The sequence below is a fragment of the Undibacterium sp. FT79W genome, from assembly GCF_014284215.1.
In the GTDB taxonomy this organism is placed as follows: Bacteria; Pseudomonadota; Gammaproteobacteria; order Burkholderiales; family Burkholderiaceae_D; genus Undibacterium; species Undibacterium aquatile.
Map to the genome: position 1 here is coordinate 371,731 of NZ_JACOGB010000003.1, position 17,874 is coordinate 389,604.

Genomic DNA, 17,874 nt, shown 5'->3' on the forward strand with positions numbered 1-17,874 from the left:
CAATGAGATTTTAAAATAATTACTTCCCCGGACACCGCATGCATTCCACCTCGCCGGTACGCTTATTTTTTTACGTTCAGAGCAAACGCAAGTTATTACCCTGGCTTGGGTTATTCGACCTTAATTTTTGCGTAATCCGGATTAGCCGGTGGAAATTTGAGTTTCATACTTTCCAGTTTTTCCAGAACAATACTGGCGATAGCCAGATTACGCTGCGTCTTGGAATCAGAAGGAATGACATACCAGGGTGCGGTTTCGCTATCGGTGGCACAGATTGCTGCCTCGTAAGCGCGTTGATAGGCATCCCAATACTTGCGTTCAGCCAGATCCTGCATATCAAACTTCCAGTGCTTGTCAGGATCAGCTAAACGCTCTTCCAATCTGCGCTTTTGTTCCGCTTTAGATATGTGCAAAAAAAACTTCAGAATGATCGTTCCCGTCTCTGCAAGCATGCGTTCAAAGTCCCGGATATGCGCATAGCGTCTGACGCATTCTGAATCATCAATCCAGTCGTGCACCTTGCTGATCAATACGTCTTCGTAATGACTGCGGTTAAAAATGACAATTTCACCTTTCGACGGAACCTCCTGGTGAATGCGCCACAAATAATCATGGTCTTTTTCGGCCTGACTCGGTGCCTTAAATGCCACCGTTCTCGCACCCAGCGGATTAATCTGTCCGAATACGCCTTTGACTGTGCCATCTTTGCCTGAGGTATCCATTCCTTGCAAAATGATCAGTAATTTCGGCGCTTTTGAAGCGACAAAGACATTTTGTAAATCTGCAATCTTTTCAGCAAGATTAAAGGTCTGAAGTTTATCGATAGATTTCGCATCAGGTTGCGCGGTCACCGCCGCACCCAGCACCTTACGATTAGCGTCGGTCTCTTTTAAAACAAAATCTGATTTCACCCGGAATTGATCTGCAACCGCCATAAATTACCTGTTTGATGTGTCAGAGAAAAGGTTGGGACGAATTTGGTGTTCAATTTTCAAACACCGGCCCATCACCACAAATACGCCCGCCGATTGCAATGCTGCCGCTGCGGCGACGTTGACTATACCTGATTGCATCCAAAGGCATGGCGCAGATATTGCGATCGCTTGTTCGGCGATCGGCGGAATATCATCGGCATTCCTGAAACAATCAACGATATCGATAGCATGTTCACGACTCGCCTCAATCAGACCCGGATAGCAACATTCACCAAGGATCAATTCCCCCGCATAACCCGGGTTAACGGGAATAATCCGGTAGCCATGCGCTTGCATATAAGCAGCGACCATATAGCTGGCACGATGTTGTTTTGGAGACAGACCAACAACAGCAATATTTTTGCTTGATTTAAGTAATGCCGAAATTGCGTCGGGGTCGTTGATCATGACTGAATTCATCCGTGTTTCTGTAAAACAAAAAGGCAGCCAGAGCTGCCTTTTTGTTGTATTGCCTTCGTCGCGATAGTTAATAACGCAAACGAATTAACGCTTTTGACGCAATTTCTGTATCGCTGCCAACTGTGCGATCGCTGATGCCAACTCTGCCTGTGCTTGCGCATAGTCAATTTTGGAATCACGATTAACCAATGCTTCTTCTGCCAATTTTTTGGCTTCTACGGCTTTGGCTTCGTCCAGATCATGACCGCGAATCGCAGTGTCTGCCAGAACAGTCACTGTATCTGGTTGCACTTCAAGCAGGCCGCCTGCAACGAATACAAATTCGTCTTCGGTCTTGCCCGGAACCTTGATGCGCACTGCGCCCGGTTTGATACGGGTAATCAGTGGCGTATGTTTTGGGTAAATACCCAATTCACCAGCCTCACCCGGCAACGCGACGAATTCAGCCTCACCGGAAAAGATCAACTCTTCCGCAGAAACAACGTCAACGTGAATAGTGTGTGCCATGTTCGACCCTTTTTATTCGCTAAAAGCTGGGGTGCGACTCAGTTGATTCAACTCTGCCGCACCACTATGCTGACAATTAAGCAGCAGCCAGTTTTTTCGCTTTTTCGATTGCTTCGTCGATAGTACCTACCATGTAGAACGCTTGTTCTGGCAGGTGATCGAGTTCACCGGAAGCGATCATTTTGAAGCCCTTGATCGTATCTTTCAGTGAAACATATTTACCTGGAGCACCGGTAAATACTTCAGCAACGTGGAAAGGCTGAGACAGGAAACGTTGCATTTTACGTGCACGAGCAACGATCAGTTTGTCTTCAGGTGCCAATTCATCCATACCCAGAATCGCGATAATGTCGCGCAATTCTTTGTAACGTTGCAAAGTACCTTGAACAGCACGCGCTGTTTCATAGTGTTCAGCACCAACCACTTGTGGGTCCAGCTGACGGGATGTGGAATCCAGTGGATCAACCGCTGGGTAAATACCCAGAGAAGCGATGTCACGGGACAAAACAACGGTGGAATCCAAGTGAGCAAACGTTGTCGCTGGGGATGGATCGGTCAAGTCATCGGCTGGAACATAAACAGCTTGGATCGATGTGATCGAACCAGTTTTAGTCGATGTAATACGCTCTTGCAGACGGCCCATTTCTTCAGCCAATGTAGGTTGATAACCCACAGCAGAAGGCATACGACCCAGCAACGCGGATACTTCTGTACCGGCCAGTGTATAACGGTAGATGTTGTCCACGAAGAACAGAACGTCTTTGCCTTCGTCACGGAAACCTTCAGCGATCGTCAGACCTGTCAGAGCAACGCGCAAACGGTTACCTGGTGGTTCATTCATCTGACCATACACCATCGCAACTTTGGAATTTTCTGGATTTTCCAGATCAACCACTTTAGCGTCAGCCATTTCGTGATAGAAGTCATTACCTTCACGAGTACGTTCACCAACACCGGCAAACACGGACAAGCCGCTGTGTGCTTTAGCGATGTTGTTGATCAGTTCCATCATGTTCACGGTTTTACCCACACCCGCACCACCGAACAGACCGACCTTACCACCTTTAGCGAATGGGCAAACCAGATCAATAACTTTGATACCGGTTTCCAGCAATTCTTGCGATGGGGACAGTTCGTCGTAAGCAGGTGCTTTACGGTGAATGGAAGCTGTCTGCTCATGGCTGACAGGACCACATTCATCAATTGGGTTACCCAATACGTCCATGATACGACCCAGCGTTGCTTTGCCAGTTGGTACCATGATAGGGTTGCCAGTGTTGGAGATAATCATGCCACGACGCAGACCATCGGAAGTACCCAGCGCAATCGTACGGACTATGCCGTCACCCAATTGCTGCTGAACTTCCAGAGTCAGTTCGGAGCCTTCCATTTTCAAGGCATCGTAAATCTTAGGCATCGCGTCGCGTGGAAACTCAACGTCCACCACAGCGCCGATACACTGAACGATTTTGCCATTAGCCATGTTCGTTCCTTCAATAATTAGTATTCAGTTTAGACCGCTGCCGCGCCGGCGACGATCTCGGAGAGCTCTTTGGTAATGGCAGCTTGACGGGTTTTGTTGTAAACCAGTTTCAACTCACCAATCACGTTACCAGCGTTATCACTTGCTGATTTCATCGCCACCATACGGGCCGACTGTTCAGATGCCATGTTTTCTGCGACTGCCTGGAAAATCAGCGCTTCGACATAACGTATCAGCAATTCATCAATGACCGTCGCAGCATCTGGTTCGTACAAATAATCCCAGGAATGGGCATTTTTATCTGTCGCCAGTTTGTCCGATGTCAGCGGCAATAATTGCTCAATGACCGGCTCTTGCTTCATAGTGTTGATGAACTTGGTATAACTCAGATAAACCGCGTCCAGTTTGCCTTCCTGATACGCGTCCAGCAAAACTTTGACCGGACCAATCAGTTTGTCGAGATGGGGCGTATCACCCAGTTGTACCGCATGCGATACCACCGGTGCCCCAATACGATTCAGGAAACCAAGACCTTTATTACCAATTGCGACCGCTTCTATCTTTGAACCCTTAGCTTCTAGTTCACGCAGTTTGTTGGTGACCAAACGCAATACGTTCGTATTCAGGCCACCGCACAAACCCTTATCTGTCGTCACAACGATCAGTCCAACCTTCTTGGACTGATCTTGCTGAACCATGAAAGGATGCGTGTACTCAGGATTCGCTTGTGACAAGTTCGCGGTGATATTACGAATTTTTTCACTGTACGGGCGAGCCGCTCGCATCCGATCCTGCGCTTTGCGCATTTTGGATGCGGCGACCATTTCCATCGCCTTAGTGATCTTTTTCGTGTTTTCTACACTTTTGATCTTGCCACGTATCTCTTTGCCTGAGGCCATGTTTAGCTCCAGTTAAGATCAGTACGCGCCAGATTTTTTGAAATCAGCAACAGCTGCTGACAAAGTGGCTTCGCCGTCTTTATCGAGTTGCTTGGTTTCTTCAATCTTAGCGAGCAATGCTGCCTGGCTAGTCTTCAGGTAATTATGCAGACCAGCTTCGAAAGACAATACTTTCTTCACTTCGACATCATCCAGGTAGCCCTTGTTCACTGCGAACAAAGAAGCCGCCATCAGAGAAATCGGCAATGGAGCGTACTGCGCTTGCTTGAGCAATTCTGTCACGCGGGCACCACGATCCAACTGCTTACGTGTGGATTCATCGAGGTCAGATGCGAACTGCGCAAACGCTGCCAATTCACGATACTGCGCCAAGTCAGTACGAATACCACCGGACAGGTTTTTGATAACCTTAGTCTGAGCAGCACCACCAACGCGTGAGACAGAAATACCAGCGTTAATCGCAGGACGGATACCGGCGTTAAACAAAGATGTTTCCAGGAAGATCTGACCGTCAGTAATCGAAATCACGTTGGTAGGAACGAAAGCAGAAACGTCACCAGCCTGAGTTTCAATGATAGGCAATGCTGTCAGAGAACCTGTTTTTCCTTTAACTGCGCCTTCAGTGAATTTTTCAACGTAGTCTGGATTCACGCGGGCTGCGCGTTCCAGCAAACGGGAGTGCAGGTAGAACACGTCACCTGGGTAAGCTTCACGGCCTGGTGGGCGGCGCAGCAACAGGGAAACTTGACGGTAAGCAACCGCTTGTTTAGACAAGTCATCATAGATGATCAATGCATCTTCACCGCGGTCACGGAAGTATTCGCCCATGGCGCAACCGGAGTAAGCGGAGACGTATTGCATCGCTGCAGATTCAGCCGCAGTTGCTGCAACAACAATGGTGTATTCCATCGCACCGTGAGCTTCCAGAGCACGCACAACGTTTTTAACGGAAGACGCTTTTTGACCGATCGCTACATAGATACAGGTAACGTTCTGACCTTTTTGGTTGATCACAGCATCAATCGCAACAGCTGTCTTACCAGTCTGACGATCGCCAATGATCAATTCACGCTGACCACGACCAACAGGAACCATCGCATCAATTGACTTGATACCAGTTTGCATTGGCTCAGAAACGGATTGACGTGCGATAACGCCAGGTGCGATTTTTTCGATAGGCGCAGACAATTTCGCATTGATCGGACCTTTGCCATCGATAGGCTGACCCAGCGCATTGACAACACGACCACGCAATTCAGGACCAATAGGTACTTCCAGAATACGACCAGTACATTTCACTGTGTCGCCTTCGGAGATGTGTTCGTAGTCACCAAGAATAACGGCGCCAACGGAATCACGTTCCAGATTCAATGCCAGACCAAATGTGTTGCCTGGGAATTCCAGCATCTCACCTTGCATCGCGTCAGACAGACCGTGAATGCGGCAGATACCGTCGGTAACGGAAATAACCGTACCTTGATTACGAATCTCAGCAGTTTCACCAAGGCCTTGAATCCGGCTCTTGATCAGCTCGCTGATTTCAGATGGGTTGAGTTGCATACTAACTCCTAATATTTATACGTTCTTACGCGGTCAGCGCTGAGTGCATTTTTTGCAGCTTAGCGCGAACCGACGTGTCAAGCACCTGATCACCAACCACGATGCGCACGCCACCGATCAAAGCAGAATCTACTTTGACGGTAGGATGCAATTTGCGGCCAAATTTCTTTTCCAATGTCATCGCCAGGTCGCTCAACTGAGCTGCCGACAATTCAAATGCGCTGGTCACTTCAGCATCTGCCGCACCTTCGTGGGCGTTTTTCAATGCATGAAATTGGAAAGCGATTTCGGGCAGCAAAGTCAGGCGATCATAGTCAGCGAGTGTATTGATGAAGTTTTTCGCTTCAGCAGTCACTGGAGATTTGAGCACAGACAGGAAAATCTCAGCTTTTTGCGAAGCCGAGACTTTTGGGTTGTGTGCAAGAGCTTGTACATCGGAATGCGCACCAGCCTGTGCCATTTCGGCAACCAGATCCGACCAGGCGGACAGGTTACCGGATTGGGCAACACGAAACAGCGCTTCTGCGTAAGGACGAGCGATCGTTGCGAGTTCGGCCATGATTACAGCTCGGTTTTCAGTTGATTCAACAGATCTGCGTGAGCGGATGCATTGACTTCACGTTTCAGAATTTGCTCTGCGCCTTTGACTGCCAATGTAGCAACCTGATCACGCAGTTCTTCGCGTGCTTTAGTTACCTGGTTTTCAGCATCAGCTTTTGCAGCAGCAATAATGCGGGCAGCTTCAGCAGCGGCAGTATTTTTGGCTTCATCCACGATCAGGGCAGCGCGTTTTTCCGCGTTGATGATCTGTTTCTGGCCTTCTTCACGGGCGCTATTCAATGCAGCTTGCGCTTCTTTTGCGCCATCTTGCAAAGTCTGACGCGCTTTGTCGGCTGCAGCCAGTCCGTCTGCGATTTTCTTCGCACGCTCGTCGAGCGCGTTCATCAGTGGCGGCCACACAAACTTCATTGTGAACATTGCCAAGATGAAGAAAACCCCAAACTGAACGAACAATGTTGCGTTTAAGTTCACGGTAATTCCTTATCTAAATGGATCAAGCCGAAAGCACAGTGCTTCCGGCAGTAGAAGGAAAAACTGATTATTTGAATGGGTTAGCAAATGCGAACAACATTGCGATACCAACACCGATCAGGAACGCAGCATCGATCAGACCAGCCAACAGGAACATCTTAGTTTGCAATGTGTTCATCAATTCTGGTTGACGAGCAGACGCTTCGAGGTACTTACCACCCATGATAGCGATACCGATACAAGCACCGATCGCGCCCAAGCCGATGATCAAACCGCAAGCCAAAGCAACAAAAGATAAATCAGTCATGACATTTCCTTAAAAGTTAAAAATAATAAAAGACTAAAACTAACAAAACCAAATCGAAACAATTACTGCAAAAATCAATTAATGATGTTCATGCGCTTGACCGATGTAGACCAGAGTCAGCATCATGAAGATAAACGCTTGTAAGAACACAATCAGAATATGGAAGATCGCCCAGATAGAACCAGCCACCAGATGACCAAACACACCAAATACTGTTGCCATCGAACCCAACAAAGCGATCAACAAGAACAACAATTCACCAGCAAACATGTTACCGAACAGTCGCATACCCAGAGAAACGGTTTTAGCAGCAAATTCGATCAGTTGCAAAATCAGATTAAATGGTGCCATTTTGATACCAAATGGAGCTGACACCAATTCATGCAGGAAACCACCAAGACCTTTGATCTTGACACTGTAATACAGCATTAAAGCCAACACGCCGAGAGAAATACCCAGGGTGCCGTTTAAGTCAGCGGTCGGAACAACACGGTGATGAGTAAAAATGTGTTCTACGCCCAGCAAGGAAAACAAACCAGAGAACAAATCGACAGGCAAGAAATCCAGTGAGTTCATCAGCGCAACCCAGACAAACACGGTCAGTGCGAGAGGAGCGATGAAACTGCGGTCACCGTGGACGATGCCTTTCGATTGTTCTTCTACCATCTCGACCAGAATTTCGACGGCAGCCTGAAAACGGCCAGGCACACCGGAAGTCGCCTTACGCGCAGCAAGCCACAAAATCAGGCTACCAACGATACCGGAAAATATGGACCAGAAAATGGTGTCCATATTGAAAATAGAAAAATCAACGATTTTATCTTGGTGATGGGTCGAGAAATGTCCTAAGTGATGGACAATATATTCTGACGCTGTTGGTGCGTGCTCAGTTGCGCTCATGGTCGTTGTCTAAATAGTAAAATAAAATAACTTTTCAGTACTACGATGAAGGCGATCAAAAATGCCGGCCAGTTTACATCGCGGTACCAGTAGACAACCGCCGCCATCAGCGCAATTGTCAGTGCAATCTTGATAAATTCACCGATGAAAAATGTCATCGGGTTCGCACCACCAGGTTTTTTGGTGCCCATGAACAGGCGTAACGCAAAAAACGCATTTGGTAGTGAGCAACACATCCCACCAATAAAGGCAGAAAAAGCCAAGGAAGTGTTACCAAAAATTCCGGCCAACAGAGCCACAACCAACGCTGTTGCCATCTGCAACAGTACGATACGGGCCATGCTTTCCTCACTTATTTACAAATGACTGTTGATATTCAAGCAGTTGCCACAAAATATTATCAGGCAGCGCGAATCCTCGCCAATCAAAACCACGGAATTATACGTGGTAGTGCGTAACATCGTCAAACGTTTGATGCAATGCATCAGAATGAGACATTTTTAATTTTTCCGCCCTGCCCTTATTTCATTCAACATGCTGGAAAGATAGTCCTGGCCTTGCTTCCAGCCCCCCAGTCCTGAGTCACCATTGATGTGACCGTAAGCACCAATATTGTGAAATGTTGCCCCCCAGAGTCGAGCCCAGTTCTCCGCAACCTCTATTTCACACCAGGGATCATCTGCAGAAGCAACAACTTTAACTGGAAATGGAAAGCTCGTCGTCGGCATCGGTGCGAAACTTGGAGCAGGAAAGTTTCCCCGGTTCACGCCTGGCGGAGCAACCAATAAAGCAGCCTTGACTTTACTTTTGTCCAGAACGCCGGGGCAATCCTGCGCAACCCACCATGCAGTCAAGGCACAACCGAGGCTATGGGCTACCAGAACAATATCGTCGTCACAGACATTGATTGCTGCGGATAAAGTCTGCACCCATAAATCACGGTCCGGCTGTTCCCAATTCGTTTGCTGAACACGTTCGACATCCGGCAAAGATGTCTCCCATAAACTTTGCCAATGTCCGGGCCCAGAATTGTACAAGCCCGGCAGAAGAAAAATTTTCATTTTGAATTTATTGACCTCGGATTTTCAAAATAATGCCGTCCAGAGAATCCAGATCGGCGAAATCAATCACCATCTGACCACGTCCTTTGCTTCCCATCTTCAGAGTTACCTGTGTCGCTAACACATCCGACAACTCTTCCTCCAGACGCGTGATATCGCGTGATTTTTCGGCTTTATCGCGAGGCTTTGCGCCAGAACTCATTTCAAGTGTCGTTTTTGCAACTAATTTTTCTGCTTCCCGCACAGACATGCGCTTTGCGACAATCTGATTCGCCAGTTGTATCTGCGTCGCCGCGTCAGTCGCCAGCAGCGAACGTGCATGACCCATATCGATATCACCAGCCATCAACATGGTTTGTACCGGCTTTGCAAGGTTCAACAAGCGCAATAAATTCGATACTGCACTACGTGATCGACCGACTGCGGTTGCCGCCTGTTCATGCGTAAACGAAAAGTCAGTAATCAAACGGTGGATACCTTGCGCTTCCTCGAGAGGATTCAGATCTTCACGTTGTATGTTTTCAATCAATGCCATCGCGGCGGCGGCCTGATCGTCGACGTCTTTGACCAGTACCGGCACTTCGTCCAGCCCGGCCATTTGTGAGGCGCGGAAACGGCGTTCACCGGCAATAATTTCGTAGCGAATCACACCATTGCTTTGCCCCACTGGACGCACCAGTATCGGTTGCATCAGCCCTTGCGCCTTGATTGAGGCTGCCAGCTCTGTGAGTGCACCTTCGTCCATGCGTGTACGAGGCTGATATTTACCCGCTTGCATTTGCGTTACCGGCAAGCTCGTCGGCGCGCCGCTGACCGTTGGTACTGCTTCTGCAAAATCCCCTGCACCACCTAATAATGCGTCCAAGCCACGGCCTAAGCCTTTTTGTTTTTTTGTGACCATGCTTATTTGTCCAATTGTTTAATTCTTTCAACCATTTCTGCACCGAACGCGATATACGCCTGCGCGCCTTTCGACGAGGGGTCAAATACCACGCCAGGAATGCCATACGAAGGGGCTTCTGCCAGGCGCACGTTACGCGGAATCAGTGTTTTGAAAACCTTGTCGCCAAAATGTTGCTCCAATTGATCTGATACCTGCTGCGACAAGGTCATGCGTGGATCAAACATTACACGCAGTAAACCAACGATTTTCAGATCAGGATTCAGATTGGCAGAAACCTTCTTAATGGTATTTGCCAGATCGGATAAGCCTTCGAGCGCATAGTATTCGCATTGCATAGGAATGATCACGCCATGTGCGGCACACAAGCCATTCAACGTCAGCATAGACAATGCCGGAGGGCAATCGATCAGTATGAAATCGTACTCATCAGCAACAGCTGAAAGCGCGTCACGCAGACGTTTATCACGGTTGTCGAGCTCCACCATCTCGACTTCTGCGCCAGCCAGCTCACGGTTCGCTGGCAGCACGTCAAACTTACCCGATTCAGAACGCTGGCGAGCAGTTGCGACATCGGACATGCCAAGTAACACTTCATAAACAGACGCTGTCAGCTTTGCCTTATTGATCCCTGCACCCATGGTGGCATTGCCTTGCGGATCGAGGTCGACCAGCAACACACGCTGCTCAAGCTTTGCCAGACCGGCGGCAAGATTAACGGTGGTCGTCGTTTTGCCGACACCACCTTTTTGATTTGCGACACAAAATATTTTTGCCATAGAGGTTCCGTGTAAATTTCAGACTGCAATTTTCTTGACAAAGACCAGGTGTCGTTCTGCCTGCAGACCAGGTACTGTCAGCGCTTGTACACCCGTCACAACCCACCCCTCTGGCAGACGCTCAATCTCCTGTGCAGGAGCGATGCCTTTCATCGCAATAAACTGGCCGCCATCGGCCAATAAATGCCAAGACCAGTTAATGAAGTTACACAGCTCGGAAAAAGCACGTGAAGTAATAACGTCGAACTTTTCCTTCACTTGCAAAGACTCGACCCTTCCCGTGTAGACCGTCACATTACTTAGGCCAAGCTCAGTTTTCGCTTGCGTCAGGAAGGCAGTTTTTTTACTGACGGTATCGATCATGGAAATGCGGGTATCAGGGTATGCAATTGCCAGTATCATTCCCGGTAAGCCACCACCAGCGCCGACATCCAAAATGTTTTTTGCGTCTTTAAATGCTGGTGCCGCAGACAAGGAGTCCAACAAATGCTGTTTCACCATTTCTTTAGGATCACGGATGGCGGTCAGATTATAAACAGAATTCCATTTAGACAACAATGTTAAATAGGCAATCATTTTGTCGATTTGTGCGTCACTCAGGTCGAGACCTAACTCCTGAACACCATTTGCAAGCATATTCCGTAATGCTGAAATATCTCCACTCATTATGCATCTTCCCCTGTTGCGATCTCAGCGACAATTTCCGGCGTTGCAGCGAACTCTTTGAAGCCGCGCTTTTTTAAATGGACGAGTAAAAGCGAAATAGCTGCTGGGGTCACACCAGATATACGCCCGCATTGGCCCAAGGTTTCCGGCTGATGCTTATTGAGTTTCTGACGAACCTCGATCGATAAGCCATTCACTTCCATGTAATCAAAACCGACTGGCATTTTCAGGTTTTCGAAATGGGCGTGGCGCTCCACCTCTTTTGCCTGCCGGTCAATATAGCCTGCGTACTTAATCTGAATCTCAACCTGCTCGCGGACAGCCTCATCGCCAACACCTGGCCCAGCCAGCGCCTGCCCTTCCACACCTTGCAGACTCATCAGACTTTCATACGTCACTTGTGGGCGACGCAGTAAATCAGCCAACGAATATTCGCGCTCTAAAGCCTTACCGACAACACGTTCAGCTTCAACATCAGCCAGAATGCGTGGGTTCACCCAGGTCGAACGCAAGCGTTCTAATTCACGTGAAACGCTTTCACGTTTTTGCTCGAACATCTGCCATTGCGCATCGCTGACGCAACCAAGCTGACGACCGATTTCCGTCAGTCGCATATCGGCATTATCTTCACGCAGACTTAATCTGAATTCCGCACGACTGGTGAACATCCGATACGGCTCCTGAACACCTTTGGTAATCAGGTCATCGACCAGCACACCGAGGTAGGCCTCATCACGACGTGGCACCCACGCCTCCTTGCCCTGCGTTTGCAATGCGGCATTCAAGCCCGCCAGCATTCCTTGTGCAGCCGCCTCTTCGTATCCTGTTGTACCATTAATTTGTCCGGCAAAGAACAGACCCTGAATTTGCCGGGTTTCCAGCGAGGACTTCAATCCGCGCGGATCGAAATAATCATATTCAATTGCATACCCTGGACGCAGGATGTAGGCATTTTCCATACCGCGCATTGATCGCACCAGATCAAGCTGCACATCAAACGGCAAACTGGTAGAAATGCCATTTGGATAGAATTCGTTCGTTGTCAAACCCTCAGGTTCAAGGAAAATCTGATGTGACTCTTTGCTGGCGAAACGATGGATTTTATCTTCGATCGACGGGCAATAACGCGGACCAACACCCTCAATAACACCTGTGTACATCGGGCTACGATCTAAACCTGCGCGGATGATATCGTGCGTTTTTTCATTGGTATGTGTAATCCAGCAAGGCATCTGCTTGGGATGCATGCTCGCATTACCCATATACGAAAACACCGGCACCGGATCCAGATCACCCGGTTGCTCCTGCATCACTGAAAAATCGATACTACGACCATCGATGCGCGGTGGCGTTCCTGTTTTCAGGCGACCTTGCGGCAAGGCCAGCTCTTTCAACCTCGCTGACAAAGAAATCGCTGGCGGGTCACCCGCTCTGCCTGCGGAGTAATTATTCAGGCCAACGTGAATTTTGCCGTCTAAGAAAGTACCTGCGGTCAACACCACTGCACGGGCACGAAATTGAATACCCACTTGGGTTACAGCGCCGACAACCTGATTGCCTTCCACCAGCAGATCATCTACTGCCTGCTGAAACAGCCAAAGATTAGGCTGATTTTCCAGCCGACTGCGTATCGCTTGCTTGTACAAAATTCTGTCGGCTTGCGCCCTTGTCGCACGTACCGCCGGCCCCTTAGATGAATTCAATATACGAAACTGTATGCCCGCCTCGTCTGTCGCAATCGCCATTGCGCCACCCATTGCATCAACCTCTTTAACCAGATGTCCCTTACCAATACCACCAATAGATGGGTTGCAGGACATCTGACCAAGTGTCTCAATATTGTGACTTAATAACAGCGTGGACTGCCCCATACGAGCCGCGGCAAGCGCAGCTTCAGTGCCGGCGTGACCACCGCCAACAACAATTACGTCGAATTCTTTAGGATAAAACATAGCTAGCTTCTGACAAACAAGGATTGCACGAGGCTCGATTATAGTTTGTTTTACGCCCCACTCACTTTTAACAAAGCAAAACAGCCAAAAATTAGCCCGATTGTTTCACGTGAAACACCGGGCTAAATAACTAAACATCCGTTTTACCTCTAAGATTGTGTTTCACGTGAAACAATCATCTCAAAAATCCATCGTAACTTGTTTTGCAAATCAGGCAGATAACAACGAACAAAAACATTTTTCTGACAAACCCAGTACCGTGTTTGATAGCGAGATGGGTTCCAAGCAATGACCCGCCTATACCGCAAACCGCCATTAAACCGCCAAGCATCCAAAGGACATGCCCACTGAAGCCAAACCACGATAAGGCGGCGGCATTACATGCAACGTTTAACACTTTCGCGACAGCCGATGCTCTCAAAAAATCGTAGCCAAAAAATCTGACGAACAGAAACATGAAAAAGCTACCCGTTCCCGGGCCAAAGAATCCATCATAAAAACCTATGCCGGCACCAACCAGCATCGCCAGCCAGATTTCTTTATTTCCGGAAAATAGCGGCCTATCTGCCGAACCAAAATCCTTTTTCTTAAACGTATAAATAGCAACTGCAACCAATACAAACGGCAACGCTTTGCGCAAATGGGTAGGCGGAATATGTGTGACCAGATACGCACCACCAAAAGAAAAAAGGAAAGCCATGGCAGCTGCGGGTACCAACATCGCCCATCGCACCTTCACCTGACGTAAATAATTGCGTGCAGCTACTGTTGTCCCCCATACTCCGGCAAACTTGTTCGTTCCCAATAAGGTCGCAGGTGGCGTGCCTGGGAAAAAAGAAAACAATGCCGGGACTTGCACTAATCCACCGCCGCCCACAATAGAATCAACAAAACCTGCGAAAAATGCAGCTAGCCCCAACAAAAGCATATCCATCATGAAATTTATTAACCTTCATCAAAATACAGACAACATCTGGCAAGCTAGGGAGAATAGCAATTCTTCGCAGTCTTAGGTAACACCGACACAATTATCTTTTGCCCGTCAAGAAAGGCATGTGCTATGAACAATTTCGAATTCCAGACCGTCCCTCACCTCATCAGTGAATCCGGTGCGGCCAGTCGTTGCGGCGACATCATACGTAAATACTATCCAGAAGCCCGGCATGTGTTGATCGTCACTGATGCCGGATTTCTAAAAACGGGATTAGTGCAGCCGGCTATCGATAGCATAAAAAATCAGCAAATCCGGGTCAGCGTATTTTCTGATGTGATTGCCGATCCACCGGAAGCTGTCGTCCTACAGGCGGTTGCAAATGCGCGCGAACTCGGCATCGATCTGGTTGTGGGCTTGGGTGGCGGCAGTTCTATGGACGTTGCCAAGCTGATCGCCGTTCTCGCCGGAAGCGAGCAGCCATTATCGACAATGTATGGAATAGGTAATGTGAAAGGTGAACGATTACCCTTAATACAGATTCCGACAACGGCAGGTACGGGTTCAGAAGTGACACCGATCTCTATCGTTACCACCGGCACCACTACCAAAATGGGGGTCGTGGCACCACAGCTATACGCCGACATCGCCATCCTCGATGCAACGTTAACGACAGGATTGCCAGCAAAAGTAACCGCAGCAACCGGAATTGACGCCATGGTGCATGCGATTGAAGCCTATACAACGCGCCATAAAAAAAATCCGATTTCTGACATGCTGGCGCGTCAGGCACTGAAATTATTGTGGAATAACATTGATCAGGCCTGCAGCAATGGCAGTAATTTAGCGGCGCGCCAGGCCATGCTGGTAGGTGCGATGATGGCCGGTCAGTCATTCGCCAATGCGCCGTGTGCGGCAGTGCATGCACTGGCTTATCCGATAGGCGGCATATTCCATGTTCCACACGGTTTATCAAACTCACTGGTTTTACCACACGTCTTGCGTTTCAACTCGCCTGCGGCAGCAGAACTGTATGCGGAACTCGCTGAAATTATCGCGCCCGAGGCCATGGGTAGCGCGGAAGCGCGCAGCAATGCCCTTATTACCGCGATGGAAGACCTCGCTGAGCGTACCGGTATTGAAACCCGTCTTACTCAGGTTGGCGTTACTGAGAGCGATCTCGACCGCTTGGCGGCGGACGCAATGCTGCAAACACGTTTGCTGGGAAATAACCCCAGAGAAGTCAGCCTCGTCGATGCAAGAGCAATTTATGCTGCAGCGCTGTGAACTGCAGCTATTTGAAAGACCGGTGACGACAAGACTGAATAGCTGCGCGGGTTTCACTACATAATCCTGCTGCGAGGATCATGGATATTGGACATCCGTTTTTTTACAAAGAGCTGTGTTTATCCGGCAGTGGATAACATCCGTGTTTCACGTGAAATAAGCAAGAGAAGGCTCGTCTTAAGATGAAAATTAATTGCTATTTTTATATTGTATTAAAATTAATATCATAAATGAAATACCCCGCTTTTGCGGGGTATTTTTACGGCAGGACAAAATCTGAACTAGCTCAACTCAGTTTCGCTTTACGTACGCGCTGTAGCCGGTCACTCAACTCGCCGACAATTCCTTTACGGAACGCCAGTACGCAGACAATAAAAATCAGCCCTGTCACGATCGTGACGGAATCACCAAGATTACGAAACCAGTCAACCGTCGTCCAGTCCGCCAGCAGATTGCCGAGGTCACCAAGTTTATTCTCCAACGCGACGATAATGATGGCGCCGACAATCGGGCCCACCAAGGTACCTAAACCGCCCACCAGGGTCATTAACACCACGAGGCCAGACATTGTCCAGTGCACGTCCGTCAGCGTCTCAAAACCGAGTACCAGCGTTTTAGTCGCGCCAGCTAATCCGGCAAGTGCGGCAGACAAGACGAAGGCCACCAGTTTGTACTTATCCACATCGTAACCAAGCGAAACGGCACGTGGTTCGTTTTCTTTCACCGCTTTCAATACGTGACCAAAAGGAGAATGAATCGCCCGCACGACCACTGCGAAACCTGCAATCGCAATTGCCAGCACCACGTAATACAAAGTCAGATCCGATGTCAGATCCAGGCTTCCCAGTAATTTTCCGCGTGGAACGCCTTGCAAGCCATCCTCGCCACCGGTGAACTTCGCTTGCAGAAACACGAAGTACAACATCTGCGCCAGCGCCAGTGTGATCATGGTGAAGTAAATCCCCTGCCGCCGTATCGCCAGAGCGCCCATCACCAAACCAATCAGAGCAGCGGCGAGTACACCAAGCATAATACCCAGTTCCATTGGTAAGCCAGCATCACGGATCGCCCAGCCAGCGACGTAACCGGCGCCGCCGAAGAAAGCCGCATGACCAAACGACAGCAAGCCGGTGAAGCCGATCAGCAAATTAAAAGCGCAGGCAAACAAAGCAAAGCACAACAACTTCATCAGAAACACGGGATAGACAAAAAACGGTGCTGCCAGCAATACGGCAAATGCAATGCCATAGCCAATTTTCTTATTCATAGAAGCTCCGATTATTTTTCTTTACCGAACAGGCCAGCGGGACGAATCATCAGCACGATCGCCATCACGATGAAGACAACGGTCGCCGATAACTCAGGATAGAAAACGCGTGTCAGACCTTCGATAATTCCAAGCGCGAGACCCGTCAGTATGGAACCGAGAATCGAGCCCATGCCACCAATCACCACAACCGCAAAAACGGTAATGATCAGGTTAGAACCCATCAGTGGCGAGACCTGAATCACCGGTGCTGCCAGCACCCCGGCAAACGCAGCAAGCGCTACGCCGAAACCGTAAGTCAGCGTCACCATCAACGGCACATTCACACCGAAAGCTTCAACCAGTTTCGGGTTTTCCGTGCCGGCGCGCAAATAAGCGCCAAGCTTGGTTTTCTCAATCACAAACCAGGTTGCAAAACACACGGTCAGCGAAGCGATCACCACCCATGCGCGATAGTTAGGCAGGATCATGAAGCCAAGATTCGTCGCCCCCATCAATGCATCCGGTACTGAGTAGGGTTGCCCAGAAACGCCATAGACCGAACGGAAGACTCCTTCCAGCATCAGCGTGATACCAAAGGTTAGCAACAATCCGTACAGATGATCGAGCTTATACAGCCAGCGCAGCATCGTCTTTTCTATGATGATGCCAAATAAGCCGACCAACACCGGAGCCAGAATCAGCATCACCCAATAATTGATGCCAAAATAATTCATGCCCATCCAGGCCAGGAATGCGCCCATCATGTACAGCGCGCCATGCGCAAAATTAATCACATTCAGCAAGCCAAAAATGACTGCCAGTCCGAGAGACAGCATCGCGTAAAACGAGCCATTGACCAAGCCCAGCAACAGCTGGCTCAGCATCGCCTGAAGCGGAATACCAAATATTTCCATGGCACTCTTTAGAAAATAACCCGCAAAACCGGCGGGCAGATGTCAGGAAAAG

Annotated in this window: 20 protein-coding genes; 1 reads left to right on the forward strand and 19 read right to left on the reverse strand. The window is 48.9% G+C overall.

Translation table 11 applies throughout. The features are described from left to right. Window positions 1-110 precede the first annotated feature (110 nt). The 17 genes from H8K38_RS07045 to H8K38_RS07125 all read right to left on the reverse strand — a co-directional run bounded on the left by H8K38_RS07045 (window position 111) and on the right by H8K38_RS07125 (window position 14,378). Window positions 111-935 carry a PPK2 family polyphosphate kinase gene (locus tag H8K38_RS07045; RefSeq protein ID WP_186884083.1) on the reverse strand — a complete coding sequence of 275 codons (825 nt, stop codon included), beginning with the start codon at window positions 933-935 and terminating at the stop codon, window positions 111-113. Window positions 936-938: 3 nt separating this feature from the next. Next, window positions 939-1,394, reverse strand: a complete 456-nt coding sequence (locus H8K38_RS07050) for a CoA-binding protein (RefSeq protein ID WP_255422860.1) — start codon at window positions 1,392-1,394, stop codon at window positions 939-941. A gap of 84 nt (window positions 1,395-1,478) precedes the next feature. After that, on the reverse strand, window positions 1,479-1,901 hold the full coding sequence (locus H8K38_RS07055; RefSeq protein ID WP_186884084.1) for a F0F1 ATP synthase subunit epsilon: 423 nt from the start codon (window positions 1,899-1,901) through the stop codon (window positions 1,479-1,481). 76 nt (window positions 1,902-1,977) lie between these two features. Then, window positions 1,978-3,384, reverse strand: a complete 1,407-nt coding sequence (gene atpD / locus H8K38_RS07060; RefSeq protein WP_186884085.1) for a F0F1 ATP synthase subunit beta — start codon at window positions 3,382-3,384, stop codon at window positions 1,978-1,980. A gap of 29 nt (window positions 3,385-3,413) precedes the next feature. After that, on the reverse strand, window positions 3,414-4,283 hold the full coding sequence (atpG, locus tag H8K38_RS07065; protein ID WP_186884086.1) for a F0F1 ATP synthase subunit gamma: 870 nt from the start codon (window positions 4,281-4,283) through the stop codon (window positions 3,414-3,416). 18 nt (window positions 4,284-4,301) lie between these two features. Continuing rightward, window positions 4,302-5,843, reverse strand: coding sequence for a F0F1 ATP synthase subunit alpha (gene atpA, locus H8K38_RS07070; protein ID WP_186884087.1), 1,542 nt, complete (start codon window positions 5,841-5,843; stop codon window positions 4,302-4,304). 25 nt (window positions 5,844-5,868) lie between these two features. Continuing rightward, entirely contained in the window at window positions 5,869-6,402 is a 534-nt protein-coding gene (locus H8K38_RS07075; RefSeq protein ID WP_186884088.1) for a F0F1 ATP synthase subunit delta, read from the reverse strand. Between the two features lie 2 nt (window positions 6,403-6,404). Then, a complete protein-coding gene (locus H8K38_RS07080) occupies window positions 6,405-6,875 on the reverse strand; it encodes a F0F1 ATP synthase subunit B (RefSeq protein ID WP_186884089.1) in 471 nt (156 codons plus the stop codon). A gap of 67 nt (window positions 6,876-6,942) precedes the next feature. After that, window positions 6,943-7,182: a F0F1 ATP synthase subunit C gene (atpE, locus tag H8K38_RS07085; RefSeq protein WP_162019491.1), complete on the reverse strand. Its 240-nt coding sequence runs from the start codon at window positions 7,180-7,182 to the stop codon at window positions 6,943-6,945. Window positions 7,183-7,260: 78 nt separating this feature from the next. Continuing rightward, a complete protein-coding gene (gene atpB, locus H8K38_RS07090) occupies window positions 7,261-8,082 on the reverse strand; it encodes a F0F1 ATP synthase subunit A (protein WP_186884090.1) in 822 nt (273 codons plus the stop codon). Then, window positions 8,079-8,423: an ATP synthase subunit I gene (locus H8K38_RS07095; protein WP_186884091.1), complete on the reverse strand. Its 345-nt coding sequence runs from the start codon at window positions 8,421-8,423 to the stop codon at window positions 8,079-8,081. The genes atpB and H8K38_RS07095 overlap by 4 nt, the downstream gene beginning before the upstream one ends. Window positions 8,424-8,582: 159 nt before the next feature. Further along, a complete protein-coding gene (locus H8K38_RS07100; protein ID WP_186884092.1) occupies window positions 8,583-9,143 on the reverse strand; it encodes an alpha/beta hydrolase in 561 nt (186 codons plus the stop codon). A 7-nt stretch (window positions 9,144-9,150) separates the two neighbouring features. Continuing rightward, a complete protein-coding gene (locus H8K38_RS07105; RefSeq protein ID WP_186884093.1) occupies window positions 9,151-10,044 on the reverse strand; it encodes a ParB/RepB/Spo0J family partition protein in 894 nt (297 codons plus the stop codon). 2 nt (window positions 10,045-10,046) lie between these two features. Next, on the reverse strand, window positions 10,047-10,823 hold the full coding sequence (locus H8K38_RS07110; RefSeq protein WP_186884094.1) for a ParA family protein: 777 nt from the start codon (window positions 10,821-10,823) through the stop codon (window positions 10,047-10,049). An 18-nt stretch (window positions 10,824-10,841) separates the two neighbouring features. After that, entirely contained in the window at window positions 10,842-11,489 is a 648-nt protein-coding gene (gene rsmG / locus H8K38_RS07115) for a 16S rRNA (guanine(527)-N(7))-methyltransferase RsmG (RefSeq protein ID WP_186884095.1), read from the reverse strand. Further along, window positions 11,489-13,441 (reverse strand): tRNA uridine-5-carboxymethylaminomethyl(34) synthesis enzyme MnmG, encoded by a 1,953-nt coding sequence (gene mnmG / locus H8K38_RS07120; RefSeq protein WP_186884096.1) that lies wholly within the window; start codon window positions 13,439-13,441, stop codon window positions 11,489-11,491. Before mnmG ends, rsmG begins: the two co-directional genes overlap by 1 nt. 175 nt (window positions 13,442-13,616) lie before the next feature. After that, a complete protein-coding gene (locus H8K38_RS07125; RefSeq protein ID WP_186884097.1) occupies window positions 13,617-14,378 on the reverse strand; it encodes a TSUP family transporter in 762 nt (253 codons plus the stop codon). Window positions 14,379-14,501: 123 nt separating this feature from the next. On the opposite strand from H8K38_RS07125, the gene H8K38_RS07130 reads away from it, so the two are divergent. Then, entirely contained in the window at window positions 14,502-15,659 is a 1,158-nt protein-coding gene (locus tag H8K38_RS07130) for an iron-containing alcohol dehydrogenase (RefSeq protein ID WP_186884098.1), read from the forward strand. A gap of 286 nt (window positions 15,660-15,945) precedes the next feature. Here H8K38_RS07130 and H8K38_RS07135 read toward each other — a convergent pair whose 3' ends face one another. Then, window positions 15,946-16,926: a branched-chain amino acid ABC transporter permease gene (locus tag H8K38_RS07135; protein WP_186884099.1), complete on the reverse strand. Its 981-nt coding sequence runs from the start codon at window positions 16,924-16,926 to the stop codon at window positions 15,946-15,948. Between the two features lie 11 nt (window positions 16,927-16,937). Next, window positions 16,938-17,822, reverse strand: coding sequence for a branched-chain amino acid ABC transporter permease (locus tag H8K38_RS07140; protein WP_186884100.1), 885 nt, complete (start codon window positions 17,820-17,822; stop codon window positions 16,938-16,940). Window positions 17,823-17,874 lie beyond the last annotated feature (52 nt).

Bases quoted from the DNA above. Each gene is read 5' to 3' on its own strand.
- H8K38_RS07045 (WP_186884083.1), bottom strand. From the start codon at position 935: ATGGCGGTTGCAGATCAATTCCGGGTGAAATCAGATTTTGTTTTAAAA.
- H8K38_RS07050 (WP_255422860.1), bottom strand. From the start codon at position 1,394: ATGAATTCAGTCATGATCAACGACCCCGACGCAATTTCGGCATTACTT.
- H8K38_RS07055 (WP_186884084.1), bottom strand. From the start codon at position 1,901: ATGGCACACACTATTCACGTTGACGTTGTTTCTGCGGAAGAGTTGATC.
- atpD (WP_186884085.1), bottom strand. From the start codon at position 3,384: ATGGCTAATGGCAAAATCGTTCAGTGTATCGGCGCTGTGGTGGACGTT.
- atpG (WP_186884086.1), bottom strand. From the start codon at position 4,283: ATGGCCTCAGGCAAAGAGATACGTGGCAAGATCAAAAGTGTAGAAAAC.
- atpA (WP_186884087.1), bottom strand. From the start codon at position 5,843: ATGCAACTCAACCCATCTGAAATCAGCGAGCTGATCAAGAGCCGGATT.
- H8K38_RS07075 (WP_186884088.1), bottom strand. From the start codon at position 6,402: ATGGCCGAACTCGCAACGATCGCTCGTCCTTACGCAGAAGCGCTGTTT.
- atpE (WP_162019491.1), bottom strand. From the start codon at position 7,182: ATGACTGATTTATCTTTTGTTGCTTTGGCTTGCGGTTTGATCATCGGC.
- atpB (WP_186884090.1), bottom strand. From the start codon at position 8,082: ATGAGCGCAACTGAGCACGCACCAACAGCGTCAGAATATATTGTCCAT.
- H8K38_RS07095 (WP_186884091.1), bottom strand. From the start codon at position 8,423: ATGGCCCGTATCGTACTGTTGCAGATGGCAACAGCGTTGGTTGTGGCT.
- H8K38_RS07100 (WP_186884092.1), bottom strand. From the start codon at position 9,143: ATGAAAATTTTTCTTCTGCCGGGCTTGTACAATTCTGGGCCCGGACAT.
- H8K38_RS07105 (WP_186884093.1), bottom strand. From the start codon at position 10,044: ATGGTCACAAAAAAACAAAAAGGCTTAGGCCGTGGCTTGGACGCATTA.
- H8K38_RS07110 (WP_186884094.1), bottom strand. From the start codon at position 10,823: ATGGCAAAAATATTTTGTGTCGCAAATCAAAAAGGTGGTGTCGGCAAA.
- rsmG (WP_186884095.1), bottom strand. From the start codon at position 11,489: ATGAGTGGAGATATTTCAGCATTACGGAATATGCTTGCAAATGGTGTT.
- mnmG (WP_186884096.1), bottom strand. From the start codon at position 13,441: ATGTTTTATCCTAAAGAATTCGACGTAATTGTTGTTGGCGGTGGTCAC.
- H8K38_RS07125 (WP_186884097.1), bottom strand. From the start codon at position 14,378: ATGATGGATATGCTTTTGTTGGGGCTAGCTGCATTTTTCGCAGGTTTT.
- H8K38_RS07130 (WP_186884098.1), top strand. From the start codon at position 14,502: ATGAACAATTTCGAATTCCAGACCGTCCCTCACCTCATCAGTGAATCC.
- H8K38_RS07135 (WP_186884099.1), bottom strand. From the start codon at position 16,926: ATGAATAAGAAAATTGGCTATGGCATTGCATTTGCCGTATTGCTGGCA.
- H8K38_RS07140 (WP_186884100.1), bottom strand. From the start codon at position 17,822: ATGGAAATATTTGGTATTCCGCTTCAGGCGATGCTGAGCCAGCTGTTG.